Source organism: Streptomyces sp. NPDC096046, assembly GCF_040303285.1.
Taxonomy (GTDB): Bacteria; Actinomycetota; Actinomycetes; order Streptomycetales; family Streptomycetaceae; genus Streptomyces.
Genome location: NZ_JBEOSZ010000003.1, coordinates 197,155 through 209,886, shown reverse-complemented (window position 1 = coordinate 209,886; position 12,732 = coordinate 197,155). Strand labels below are relative to the sequence as shown.

Below are 12,732 nucleotides of genomic sequence, written 5' to 3'. Positions count from 1 at the left end.
TGGGGGAAGGGAGGCGGTCCTCCTGAGCACTGGTGGATGGTGCCTGTCCTGCCCGTGGGGGAAGGGAGGCGGTCCTCCTGAGCACTGGTGGATGGCGCCTGTCCTGCCCGCCGGCGAACGGAGGCGGCCCTCCCCGGCACCGGTGGATGGTACCCCTCCCGCCCGCCGGTGGGAGATGGCGGTCCTGCCTCCCGCCGGTGAAGGTACTGCCCGCGGGTCGGCGAAGGAGGGCCCGGCCCTCCCAACCGCCGACGACGGTGGCCCTACAGCCCGGGGTCTGCTCGCCCGGCTCGGCGGTTCGGGCGAGCGCGAAGCCCCCCGTCGGGGTTGCCGGGCGGTCGGCCCTCCAGTCCGGGGCTCTCGCCCGGCTTGGTGACTCGGGCGAGGTGAAGCTCTCCCGTCGGGTTGCCGGGCGGTCGGCCCTCCAGTCCGGGGCTCTCGCCCGGCTCGGCGGTTCGGGCGAGGGTGACGCTCTTCCACTGCCGTCGCCGTCCGAGTGCGTCCGGGCCGTCATCCGGCGGCTCGACGGGCGCCGCACGAGGGCCACATCCTGAGGCGCGCGGCCCGGGAGAACCCGCCGTCGCCGACGGCCGGGCCAAACCGTTTCACGGGCACGGCCCCTCGCCCCATAGGATTGGGCCAAATCCATTTCACTCACCCCAGAGGATCGCTGCATGCCTGGCATCACGCGCGAGGAGGTCGCCCACCTCGCCCGGCTGGCGCGTCTGGAGCTGAAGCCCGAAGAGCTCGACCACTTCGCGGGACAGCTGGACGACATCATCGGCGCGGTCGCCCGCGTCAGTGAGGTCGCCGACCAAGACGTACCGCCGACCTCGCACCCGCTCCCGCTGACGAACGTCATGCGCGCGGACGAGGTCCGTCCGTCGCTCACCCCCGAGCAGGCGCTCTCCGGCGCCCCGGCCCAGGAGCAGCAGCGTTTCAAGGTGCCGCAGATCCTGGGGGAGGACTAACAGCCATGACGGACATCATCAAGCTCACGGCAGCCGAGACCGCCGCGAAGATCGCCTCCGGCGAGCTCACCGCGGTCCAGGTCACGGAGGCCCACCTCGCCCGCATCGAGGCCGTCGACGAGAAGGTGCACGCCTTCCTGCACGTCGACCGCGAGGGCGCCCTGGCCCAGGCCCGTGCCGTCGACGACAAGCGCGCCAAGGGCGAGAAGCTCGGCCCGCTGGCCGGTGTGCCCCTCGCGCTGAAGGACATCTTCACCACCGAGGGCATCCCGACCACGGTCGGCTCGAAGATCCTCGAGGGCTGGATCCCGCCGTACGACGCGACCGTCACCCAGCGTCTGAAGGCCGCCGACGTGGTCATCCTCGGCAAGACCAACATGGACGAGTTCGCCATGGGGTCCTCCACCGAGAACAGCGCCTACGGTCCGACCGGCAACCCCTGGGACCTGACCAAGATCCCCGGCGGCTCCGGTGGCGGTTCCTCCGCCGCGCTGGCCGCGCACATGGCCCCCCTCGCCATCGGCACCGACACGGGCGGCTCCATCCGCCAGCCCGCCGCCGTCACCGGCACGGTCGGTGTGAAGCCGACGTACGGCGGGGTGTCCCGCTACGGCATGGTGGCCTTCTCCTCCTCCCTCGACCAGGGCGGCCCCTGCGCCCGCACGGTCCTGGACGCGGCCCTGCTGCACGAGGTGATCGCGGGGCACGACCCGCTCGACTCCACGTCGATCGACGCCCCGGTCCCGCCGGTCGTCGAGGCCGCCCGCAACGGCTCGGTCGAGGGCATGCGCGTCGGCGTCGTCAAGCAGTTCCGCGGCGAGGGCTACCAGGCCGGTGTCATCCAGCGGTTCGACGAGTCCGTCGCGCTGCTCAAGGAGCTGGGCGCCGAGATCGTCGAGCTGGACTGCCCGTCCTTCGACCTGGCGCTGTCGGCGTACTACCTGATCGCGCCCTCCGAGTGCTCCTCCAACCTCGCCCGCTTCGACGGCCTGCGCTACGGCGCGCGGACCGGCGACGACGGCACGCGCTCCGCCGAGGAAGTCACCTCCCTCACCCGCGAGGCCGGCTTCGGCCCCGAGGTCAAGCGCCGCATCATGCTCGGCACCTACGCCCTGTCGAGCGGTTACTACGACGCCTACTACGGCAGCGCCCAGAAGGTCCGCACGCTCATCAAGCAGGACTTCGACAAGGCGTTCGACCAGGTCGACGTGATCGTCTCTCCGACGACCCCGACCACCGCCTTCGCGATCGGCGAGCGCGCCGACGACCCGATGGCGATGTACCTCGCCGACCTGTGCACCATCCCGACCAACCTGGCGGGCAACGCGGCCATGTCGCTGCCGTGCGGTCTCGCCCCGGAGGACAACCTCCCGGTCGGTCTGCAGATCATCGCCCCCGTCATGAAGGACGACCGCCTGTACAAGGTGGGTGCGGCCGTCGAGGCCGCCTTCGTGGAAAAGTGGGGCCACCCGCTGATCGAGGAGGCTCCGTCACTGTGAGCGCACTGTCCAAGGCCAAGGGCTTCAAGAAGTCCAAGTCCGGTCTGTACATCTCGATGGCCACGTCGGCGTTCGGCGCCGTCGGGGTCTACAAGCAGATCAAGAAGGCCCGCGGAGACAACGACACGCTGCGGCTGCTCGACGCCGTCGTGACCGGAGCCGCGGTCGTCACCAACCTGGCCATTCTCTATCGCGAGCTGAAGCAGCTGGGCGACGACGACGTTCTGCTGGGCTGAGAGGGAAGTACTCACCGTGACCACCACGACCGACCTGGTGTCGTACGAGGACGCACTCGCGTCGTACGACCCCGTCATGGGCCTTGAGGTCCATGTCGAACTCGGCACCAAGACCAAGATGTTCTGCGGCTGTTCGACCGCTCTCGGCCAGGACGCCAACACGCAGACCTGCCCGGTCTGCCTCGGCCTGCCCGGCGCGCTCCCGGTCGTCAACGCGACCGGCGTCGAATCCGCCATCAGGATCGGCCTCGCGCTGAACTGCGAGATCGCCGAGTGGTGCCGCTTCGCCCGGAAGAACTACTTCTATCCGGACATGCCGAAGAACTTCCAGACCTCCCAGTACGACGAGCCGATCGCCTTCAACGGCTACCTCGACGTCCAGCTGGAGGACGGCGAGACCTTCCGCGTGGAGATCGAACGCGCCCACATGGAGGAGGACACCGGCAAGTCGACCCACGTCGGCGGCGCCACCGGCCGCATCCACGGCGCGTCCCACTCCCTGCTGGACTACAACCGCGCCGGCATCCCGCTCATCGAGATCGTCACCAAGCCGATCGAGGGCGCGGGCGAGCGTGCCCCCGAGGTCGCGCGGGCCTACGTCCGTGAGCTGCGCGAGCTCATCAAGGCGCTCGGCGTCTCCGAGGCCCGGATGGAGATGGGCCAGATGCGCTGCGACGTGAACCTGTCGCTGCGGCCGCACGGCACCGACAAGTTCGGCACGCGTTCGGAGACGAAGAACGTCAACTCGCTGCGGTCCGTGGAGCGCGCGGCCCGCTTCGAGATCCAGCGGCACGCGGCCGTGCTGTCGTCCGGCGGCACGATCATCCAGGAGACCCGCCACTTCCACGAGGACACGGGGTCGACGACCTCGGGCCGGGTGAAGGAGGAGGCCGAGGACTACCGGTACTTCCCGGAGCCCGACCTCGTCCCGGTGGCTCCCTCCCGTGAGTGGGTCGAGGAGATCCGCGCCGGGCTGCCCGAGCTGCCGCTGGTCCGCCGCAACCGGCTCCGTGAGGAGTGGGGCGTCTCGGCCACCGACATGCAGGCGATCCTCAACGCCGGTGCGCTGGAGCCGATCGTCGCCACCATCGAGGCCGGGGCCGACGCGGCGTCCGCCCGCAAGTGGTGGATGGGCGAGCTGGCCCGCAGCGCCAACGAGTCGGGCAAGGCGCTCGACGAGCTGGCGATCACGCCGGTCCAGGTCGCCCGGGTCACCGAGCTCGTCGCGAAGGGCGACCTGAACGACAAGCTGGCCCGGCAGGTCATCGAGGGTGTCCTCGCGGGCGAGGGCACCCCGGACGAGGTCGTCGACAAGCGGGGCCTGAAGGTCGTCTCCGACGAGGGCGCCCTCACCACCGCCGTCGAGGAGGCCATCGCCGGCAACCCGGCCATCGCGGACAAGATCCGCGGCGGCAAGGTGGCCGCGGCCGGCGCCCTGGTCGGCGCGGTCATGAAGGCGACCCGGGGGCAGGCCGACGCGGCCCGCGTCAAGGAGCTGATCCTGCAGAAGCTGGGCGTCAGCGAGGGCTGAGCCCCGCCGACGCGACCGAAGGGGGGATGCGCCGAACCCGGCGCGTCCCCCCTTCGTCACGCGCTCAGCGGCGACGCCCCACGACCCGGACGAAGCCCAGCGTCTCGCCCCGGTCGAGGCGCAGCATCTCGGCGCACTGCCGGGCCATCCGGATGTGCCACTCGTCCGTGTGCTCCTCGGCCACGACCTCGCACCAGCGCAGCCAGTCGCGCCAGCCGTCCTCCAGCCAGTCGGCCGTCTCGACGTCCACGGCCCCGCTGCGGGTCCAGTGGCGTCGCCACCACGCCGCGGTGTGGAAGCACCAGAAGTCGGGCTGCCAGTACGGCTTGAGGTGCTCCGGCGGCTCGACGCCGTCGATCTCCTCGCGCAGCGCCGGTACGACGACGCCGATCCGCCCGCCGGGCTTCAGCAGCCGTGTCAGGTGGGGCAGGTAGAGGTCGTCGGTGCCGAAGTACTGGTAGGCGTCGATCGAGACGATCGTGTCGAAGCTGCTCTCGCCGAACGGCAGATCGTGCGCCTCGGCGAACACGGGCAGGACGCGGTCGGCGACACCCGCCTCGGCGATGCGCCCGGCGTTCTCGCCGGGCTTGACCCACAGGTCGGCGGCGGTGACCTGGGCGTCGTACTCCCGGGCGAGGAAGACCGACGTCATGGCGCGGCCGCAGCCCAGGTCGAGCACGCGGGATCCGGGGCTCAGGGTGTCGAGCCCCAGGGCGGGGGCCAGCCACTCCAGCAGCCACAGTGCGTGCGGGCCCATCTGGTGGTCGATGGTCCAGCGGGCGGCGTAGCCGTTGCTGCGCGGATAGCCGGGGTGACGCACACGGTCAGTGAGGGGGTCGTTCGAGGTCCGGGAAGTGATGTCCGACATCGGTGGACGGGCTCCTTGAGTCCTTGAGGAAGAAGGGGGATGCGGCGGAGCTCGGTCGGACCGTCAAACAAAGCACCTGCTTCGGCCGGGCGGCGGGATGCCGCGGGCATGACTCGGACGAGCGGACGCTAACAGCCCGCTGACCGGCCCCGCACCCGGTTTTCCCCGCCCGGCGCGCTACCGTCTCGGCCATGAGTGGACGTGCTGATTCCGACACCGATCCCGCGATAGCGGACGCGGAGAGGGCCGCCGGGCAGGACGAGGCCGATGACCTCAGGGAAGACGCGCGCCGGGCCCGCTGGACGGCGGCGGCCACCGGCGCCGCACTGACCCTGGCGGGGTTCGCCGCGGCGCTGCTCCGCCTCACCGGATCCGCGCCGGCGCTCGTCCCCGCCGCGTACGCCGGCGGGGCCGCCGTCTGCGCTGCCGCAGCAGTGCTGGGCTCCCGTGGCCGCACCCGGCGTGCGCTGTGGCTGCTGGTCGCGGGCGTGATGGTGATGGCGCTGGGGGACCAGTTCGACTGAGGCCGGACGCTGTGAATAAGCCCACGAAACCGACAAATGATCTCTCGCGTTTGTAAGAGTGGCAGCGCATTGCTCATGCGTTCTTTGCTGGCCGTTCAGTTCGTGCACGACTGTTCCCGGTCAAAGATCCACCCAAGGCAACTCCGGGAGCACGTCTCGTGGCAGCCCTCGCACGCTGGTGTGTCCAGCGCCGTCTGCTCAGCGTCCTGCTGTGGCTCCTCGCCTTCTCGGGGATCGCCGCCGGCGCCGCCGTCGCCGGTACCTCGTACTCGAACGACTACCAGGTCCCCGGCACCGAGTCGGGCCGTGCCACCGAACTGCTGCACGAAGGGTTCCCGCAGCTCGGCGGGGACAGCGACACCGTCGTCTGGCACACCTCCGGCAGCGTCCGCGCCGCCGACGTCGAGCAGACGATGACCCGCACCCTGGACCGGATCGAGAACCTCCCCGGCGTGGCCTCGGTCACCAGCCCCTACGACGGGCCGGGCGAGGGCCGCATCAGCGCGGACGGCCGCACCGCGTACGCCTCGGTCACCTTCGACGACCGGGCCGAGGACATCGGCGAGGGCCAGGCACAGGCCGTCGTCGACACGGCGAAGAGCGCCGAGACCGACGGGCTCCGGGTGGAGCTGGGCGGCAGCGCCGTCGCGCTCACCGAGTCCTCCGGCGGGCACCTCGCCGAGATCGTCGGCGTGATCGTCGCCGCGGTGGTGCTGTTCCTCGCCTTCGGCTCGCTCGCCGCGTCCCTGCTGCCCATCGCCACCGCCCTGGTCGGCGTCGGCACCGCCTACGCCGGGATCGTGCTGCTCGGACACGCCATGACCGTCGCCGACTTCGCGCCCATGCTGGGCATGCTGATCGGGCTCGGCGTCGGCATCGACTACGCGCTGTTCATCGTCACCAGACACCGGCGCGGGCTGAAACGCGGGCTGTCCGTCACCGAGGCGGCCACGAACGCCGTCGCGACCACGGGACGGGCGGTCGTGTTCGCGGGTGCCACCGTTTGCATCGCCCTGCTGGGCATGCTGATCCTGCGGCTGAGCTTCCTCAACGGCGTCGCCGTCGCGGCCAGCCTCACCGTGGTCCTCACCGTCGCCGCCTCCGTGACCCTGCTGCCCGCCCTGCTGTCCTTCATCGGCATGCGCGCCCTCAGCCGCCGCGAGCGCCGCCGTCTCGCCGAGCATGGACCGGAACCCGAGGTGCCCACCGGCTTCGCGGCCCGCTGGTCGGCCTTCGTGGAGCGCCACCCCAAGGTGCTCGGCGCGGTCGCCCTGGCCGTCATGACCGTCCTCGCGCTGCCCACCTTCTCCCTGCACCTGGGCACCTCCGACCAGGGCAACGGCCCGAAGACGGCCACCACCCGGCAGGCCTACGACCTCCTGGCCGACGGCTTCGGCCCCGGCGTGAACGGCCCGCTCACCCTCGTCACGAAGGTCGACGGAGCGGGCGACAAGCTCGCCCTGGACAACCTCGACGGCGCCCTCCGCACCACCGACGGCGTCGCCGCGGTCACCCCGGTGACCTTCGACTCCGGCGGCCACACCGCGTACCTCACCGTCGTCCCGGAGTCCTCCCCGCAGTCGCAGGCGACCAGCGACCTCGTCGACCGGCTGCGCGGCGAGGTGCTGCCGCGTGCCGAGGCGGGCACCGCCTTGGACGTGCAGGTGGGCGGGATGACGGCCGGCTACGACGACTTCGCCGACGTCATCGTCTCCAAGCTGCCCGCGTTCGTCGGGGTCGTCATCGGCCTGGGCTGTCTGCTGCTCCTGCTGGCCTTCCGGTCCGTCGGCATACCGCTGAAGGCCGCCGTGATGAACGTCGCCGCCGTGGCCTCCGCCTTCGGCGTGGTGGTCGCGATCTTCCAATGGGGCTGGGGCAGCGAACTGCTCGGCCTCGGCAGCGCGGGGCCCATCGAGCCCTTCCTGCCCGTGATCATGGTGTCGGTGCTGTTCGGCCTCTCCATGGACTACCAGGTCTTCCTGGTCAGCCGGATGTACGAGGAGTGGCTGGAGACCGGGGACAACCGACGGGCCGTGCGCGTCGGCCTCGCCGAGACCAGCCGGGTGATCAACTCGGCGGCGGTCATCATGATCTCCGTCTTCCTCGCCTTCGTCCTCAGCGGCGACCGGGTCATCGCCATGTTCGGCATCGCCCTCGCGGCCGCCGTCGCCCTGGACGCCTTCGTCCTGCGCACCCTCCTGGTCCCCGCCCTGATGCACCTGCTCGGCGGGGCCAACTGGTGGCTGCCCCGCTGGCTCGACAAGCGCATGCCGCGCATCAGCATCGAGCCGCCCGAGAGCCGTGCCGCCCATGAGAGGCTGGCCGCCGCGACGGACGCCGAGGTGGCGGACGTCCTGACGGAGGAGGAGCGGCAGCGGGATGTACGCGATATCCCTGGGTGACGACGCCGAGCTGAGGCCCCTGGAGCCCTGGCACGCCGGAGAGTTCCTGGCGCACCTGGAACGGGGCCGGGAGTTCATCGGGCAGTACATCCCGTTCGGGACCACCGAGACGGACCCGGCCTCGGCGCGGGCCAAGCTCCAGCGGTACGCCGACCTGCGCGCCGCCGACACGGGCTCCCTGCACGGCCTGTGGCTGGACGGGACGCTGGTGGGCGGGGTGCTGTTCCTGAACTTCGACGCGGCGAGCGGGAACTGCGAGGTCGGCTGCTGGCTGGAGCCCGCCGGAACGGGCCGGGGCCTGGTCACCCGCGCCATGCGGGTCCTCATCGACTGGGCCGTCGAGGAGCGTGGCATCCACCGCGTCGAGTGGGTCGCCGCCTCCGGCAACCAGCCGAGCCTGAACGTGGCGCGGCGACTCGGAATGACCCGTGACGGTGTGCGGCGCGAGGCACACCCCTATGGTGGCGTACGGCACGATCTCGAAGTCTGGTCGGTGCTGGCGCCCGAGTGGCGCGCCGCACGCGCGCGTGCCGCTCACGACGATCATTAAGAGACTTCTCAGACAGCGACCCTACGGTGCGAGACATGCCAACGAACGCAGTGGACGAGACCGAGGCCACCAAGGCCACGACCGACGAGAGGGCGGTGGACACCACGGAGTCCGACCAGGTGCCCCAGAGCGAGGTCCCGGCCACGGCCGAGGACGCGCAGACCAAGAACGAGAGCCCCTCCGGCGTCGGCCAGGGCGCCGCCGCCGTGGTCTCCGCCGCGCTCGGCGTCGTCTCGCTCACCGGCAGCTGGATCGGCACCGTGGCCTCCGCGCGCCAGAACCTCATCGGTCAGCTGGAGACCGCGCAGAACGCGGGCGTGGCCCAGCAGATCCAGGCGGTCTACGGCGACGCCTGGCAGACCACCGCCCTGTGGGGCGGCCTGTTCGCGCTGATCGCGCTGGTCGTCGGCGTCGTGACGCTCGCCCGCCCCGCGTTCGGCACGCCCGGCAGGATCCAGGCCCCCTGGATCAAGTCCGTCGCCTGGGCCGGAGTCGCGCTCGGCGTCATCGGCCTGTTCCTGGCCGTGCTCAAGTACACCGGCATCCTGCTCGGACTGCCGTCCGCGAGCTGAGCCACCGCACGTCCCGAGGGGTCTCAGGGCTTCGTAAGCACCTTACGGAAGCCCCTGAGGCCCCTCGGCCGTGTCTAAGGCCCCTCGTGGCGCCGAAGATGCGGAACTCTCCCGATGTGGCCGCCCCACCTGGGAGACGAGAGTGAGGTCAGAGCGGAGGAACCCTCCGTGACCGGCCCTCTCACCAAGGACACACCATGTACGAGTACGAGCTCCAGCAGCTGCGCACCGCCGACCTCATCCGCCGCGCCGACCACGAGCGCCTGGTCCGCGAGGCCGCCCGGGCCCGCCGCGCGGCCCGGCACCCGGCGGAGGAACACTCCGCCGAGCACGAGAGCCATAGCCGCCGTTTCCGCCGGCTCCGGTCCGCCCGGACGGCGTGAACACCGGGGCGGGACCGGCCACCGTCATGGCCGCCCGCGGGGCAGCGGCCGTCGTTCGCACCGGAACGGCGGCCGCCGCTCCGGCCGTTCACCGGAAAACCGGTGCCGCGCCGTCCGGCCCGCATGCGATGCTCGGGGCCGTGGAGACCAGGTCCGTCAGCCCCGTGTTCGTCGGCCGAGCCGAGGAGCTGGGCACGCTGCACGACGCGCTCGTCCGCGCCGGCGAGGGCGAGCCCCAGGCGCTGCTCATCGGCGGGGAGGCCGGAGTCGGCAAGACCCGCCTGGTCGAGGAGTCCGCCGCAGCCGCCCGCCGCCGCGGGGCGGTGATCGCGCTCGGCGGCTGCGTGGAGATCGGCGCCGACGGGCTGCCCTTCGCTCCCTTCTCCACCGCGCTGCGCGCACTGCGCCGCGAACTCCCCGGTGAGCTGGCCGCCGCGGCCGCCGGCCAGGAGGGGGAACTGGCCCGCCTGCTGCCCGAACTGGGCGAGTCGCGGGCCGAACGGCACGACGAGGACGGCATGGCCCGCCTCTTCGAGCTCACCGCACGCCTGCTGGAACGCGTCTCCGCCGAGCACACCGTCGTCCTCGTCCTGGAGGACCTGCACTGGGCCGACGCCTCCACCCGGCATCTGCTCTCCTACCTCCTGCGCACCGTGCGCACCGGCAGGCTCGTCGTCCTCGCCACCTATCGTTCCGACGACATCCACCGTCGCCATCCGCTGCGGCCCCTGCTCGCCGAACTCGACCGGCTCCGCACGATCCGCCGCCTCGAACTCGCCCGCTTCAACCGCGACGAGGTGTGCCACCAGATCGCCGGGATCCTCGCCCACGATCCCGAACCGGACCAGGTCGACGCGATCTTCGAACGCTCCGACGGCAACGCCTTCTTCGTCGAGGAACTCGCCGTCGCCGCGCACGAGGGCTGCCGGACCGGTCTGACCGACTCGCTGCGCGATCTGCTGCTCGTCCGCGTCGAAAGAATGCCGGAACCCGCCCAGCAGGTCGCCCGGATCGTCGCCGAGGGCGGCTCCACCGTCGAGTACCGGCTGCTGGCCGCCGTCGCCCGGCTCACCGAGGACGACCTCATCGAGGCGCTGCGGGCCGCCGTGAACGCCGGCATCCTCGCCCCCGCGCCCGGCGACGAGGGCTACCGCTTCCGGCACTCCCTGGTCCGCGAGGCAGTCAGCGACGACCTGCTGCCCGGCGAGCGCTCCCGCCTCAACCGCCGCTACGCCGAAGCCCTGGAGAGCGACCCGGCCCTCGTCCCCGCCGACCAGCGGACCACACGCCTGGCCAGCTACTGGTACCACGCCCACGACGCCGCCAAGGCCCTGCCCGCCGTCCTCGAAGCCTCCGTCTCCGCCCGCCGCCGGCACGCCTACGCCGAGCAACTCCGGCTGCTGGAACGGGCGATGGAACTGTGGGACAGCGCCCCCGACGCCGTACGCCGCACCCTGCGCCCGGTCGACTACGCCGAGGTCTACCCTCCCTGCGGATGTGATCCGGCCACCACCGCCCTGCGCTACCTGGACCTGCTGGCCGAGGCGGCCGTCGCCGGACGGCTCTGCGGGGAACGCGAACGCGCCCTGAAGATCACCAAGCGGGCGCTGCGCCTGCTGGACGAGGAGAGCAGGGGGGACCCCCAGCGTGCCGCCTGGTTCTGGATCCAGCGCTCCCGGCTGGTGCAGGGGCTGGCCCGGGGCGACGGCTGGAAGGAGATCGCCACCGCGCAGGAACTGGTCCGCGGCCTGCCGCCGTCCGAGGTGCACGCCGAGGTGCTGGCCACGGCCGCCCACTGGTCGATGCTCCGCGAACCGGGCCCGGACGCCCTGACGGCCGCCGAGCGGGCCGTCGAGTACGCGCGCATGGTCGGCGCAGACGACATCGAGTCCAACGCCCGGCTCACCCTCGGCGGACTGATGGTCGACGCCGGGCAGATCGACACCGGTCTCGGCCACATGTACGACGTCCGGGACGAGGTGGTCGCCCGGGGCCTCGCGGCGATCGCGGGGCGCAGCCATGTGAACCTGCCCTCCGTCCTCGAAGGCGTCGGCCGCTCCGAGGAGGCCGTCGGCATCCTGCGCGAGGGCCTGCGGCTCACGGGGTCGATGGGCCTGCGGGACGCCGAGGCCTGGATCTGGAGCAACCTCGCCGAATCGCTCCTCTCCCTCGGCCGCTGGGACGAGGCCGCCGAGGCCGCCGGCAACGCCCAGCGACGCGGACAGACAGCCGGTCCGCACGGGTCCGGTGCCAACTGCCTGGCCTTCCTGGCGCTCGCGCGCGGGCAGGTGCCCGAGGCGGCCCGCCATCTCGCCCAGGGCCGCGCCGCCTACGGCCCGCACGACCCCATGCCGCAGCACGACCTGCCGGTCTCCTGGCTCACCATCGCGCTCGCCGCCGCCGAGGGACGCCTGGCCGACGCCCGCGCCGAACTGGCCCGCACCCTCGAATCGGGCTTCCCGCTCGGCACCCAGCGCTACGCCTGGCCCCTGCTGCTCGCAGCGGCCATCGCCGAGGCCGACTCCCGGGCGCTGCCGGCCGCCCGCGAGGGCCGCGAGGGCGTTCTGGACGGCATCTTCGGGGCCGTCAAGCGCCTCACCACCCACGCCCCCGTCTGGCTGGCCCACGAGCAGTGGGTCCGGGCCGAACTCCACCGCGCCGAGGGCCGGAGCACCCCGGACGCCTGGTCCGAGGTGGTCACCGCCTTCGAATCCCTGGACCGGCCCTACGACCTCGCCCGCGTCCGGTACCGCCTGGCCGAGTCCCTGCTGGCGGTCGGCGGCGAGGACGAGCGTGACCGCGCCACGGAACTGCTCCGCCTCACCCACACCGTCGCCGGCCACCTCGGTGCCCGGCCGCTCGCCGACGCCGCCCGTGCGCTCGGCCGGCGCGCCCGCCTCCCGCTCACGCGTGCCGGGGGACCGGACCCCGATGCGGCCGACCCCGTGGAGGCCCTGGGCCTCACCAGCCGGGAACGGGACGTGCTGCGCCTGGTCGCCGCGGGTCACACCAACCGCCGGATAGCGAAGGAGCTGTTCATCTCGCCGAAGACCGCGAGCGTGCACGTCTCCAACATCCTCGGCAAGCTCGGCGTCTCCGGGCGGGGCGAGGCCGCGGCGGTGGCCCACCGACTGGGGCTGTTCCCGGCCGACATGCTCTTGCCCGGTACGGCGGGCTGAGGCATACGCTGTCAGGG

11 protein-coding genes are annotated in these 12,732 nt (G+C 72.2%); 10 read left to right on the top strand and 1 reads right to left on the bottom strand.

What is annotated here, in order from left to right:
* The first annotated feature begins 674 nt into the window (after positions 1–674).
* From gatC to gatB, 4 genes are read left to right on the top strand one after another with little or no spacing between them, the layout of a single operon-like run.
* Positions 675–971, top strand: coding sequence for an Asp-tRNA(Asn)/Glu-tRNA(Gln) amidotransferase subunit GatC (gene gatC / locus ABTX62_RS04770; protein WP_018531282.1), 297 nt, complete (start codon positions 675–677; stop codon positions 969–971).
* A 5-nt stretch (positions 972–976) separates the two neighbouring features.
* Positions 977–2,470 carry an Asp-tRNA(Asn)/Glu-tRNA(Gln) amidotransferase subunit GatA gene (gatA, locus tag ABTX62_RS04765; RefSeq protein ID WP_283970157.1) on the top strand — a complete coding sequence of 498 codons (1,494 nt, stop codon included), beginning with the start codon at positions 977–979 and terminating at the stop codon, positions 2,468–2,470.
* On the top strand, positions 2,467–2,706 hold the full coding sequence (locus ABTX62_RS04760) for a hypothetical protein (protein WP_030851407.1): 240 nt from the start codon (positions 2,467–2,469) through the stop codon (positions 2,704–2,706). The genes gatA and ABTX62_RS04760 overlap by 4 nt, the downstream gene beginning before the upstream one ends.
* Before the next feature lie 16 nt (positions 2,707–2,722).
* Positions 2,723–4,237 (top strand): Asp-tRNA(Asn)/Glu-tRNA(Gln) amidotransferase subunit GatB, encoded by a 1,515-nt coding sequence (gatB, locus tag ABTX62_RS04755; protein WP_352114811.1) that lies wholly within the window; start codon positions 2,723–2,725, stop codon positions 4,235–4,237.
* A gap of 64 nt (positions 4,238–4,301) precedes the next feature.
* On the opposite strand, the gene ABTX62_RS04750 is transcribed toward gatB, so the two are convergent.
* Positions 4,302–5,105: an SAM-dependent methyltransferase gene (locus ABTX62_RS04750; protein WP_352114810.1), complete on the bottom strand. Its 804-nt coding sequence runs from the start codon at positions 5,103–5,105 to the stop codon at positions 4,302–4,304.
* Between the two features lie 191 nt (positions 5,106–5,296).
* Here ABTX62_RS04750 and ABTX62_RS04745 point away from each other — a divergent pair, with 191 nt between their 5' ends.
* The 6 genes from ABTX62_RS04745 (at position 5,297) to ABTX62_RS04720 (ending at position 12,715) form a co-directional block, all read left to right on the top strand.
* Complete coding sequence (locus tag ABTX62_RS04745) at positions 5,297–5,629, top strand: hypothetical protein (RefSeq protein WP_352114809.1); 333 nt, start codon at positions 5,297–5,299, stop codon at positions 5,627–5,629.
* A gap of 158 nt (positions 5,630–5,787) precedes the next feature.
* Positions 5,788–8,031: an MMPL family transporter gene (locus ABTX62_RS04740; RefSeq protein ID WP_352114808.1), complete on the top strand. Its 2,244-nt coding sequence runs from the start codon at positions 5,788–5,790 to the stop codon at positions 8,029–8,031.
* Positions 8,009–8,581, top strand: coding sequence for a GNAT family N-acetyltransferase (locus ABTX62_RS04735; RefSeq protein WP_352114807.1), 573 nt, complete (start codon positions 8,009–8,011; stop codon positions 8,579–8,581). The genes ABTX62_RS04740 and ABTX62_RS04735 overlap by 23 nt, the downstream gene beginning before the upstream one ends.
* A 35-nt stretch (positions 8,582–8,616) precedes the next feature.
* Entirely contained in the window at positions 8,617–9,153 is a 537-nt protein-coding gene (locus ABTX62_RS04730) for a hypothetical protein (protein WP_352114806.1), read from the top strand.
* A gap of 197 nt (positions 9,154–9,350) precedes the next feature.
* Complete coding sequence (locus ABTX62_RS04725) at positions 9,351–9,536, top strand: hypothetical protein (RefSeq protein WP_352114805.1); 186 nt, start codon at positions 9,351–9,353, stop codon at positions 9,534–9,536.
* 128 nt (positions 9,537–9,664) lie between these two features.
* Complete coding sequence (locus ABTX62_RS04720) at positions 9,665–12,715, top strand: helix-turn-helix transcriptional regulator (protein WP_352114804.1); 3,051 nt, start codon at positions 9,665–9,667, stop codon at positions 12,713–12,715.
* Positions 12,716–12,732: the final 17 nt, after the last annotated feature.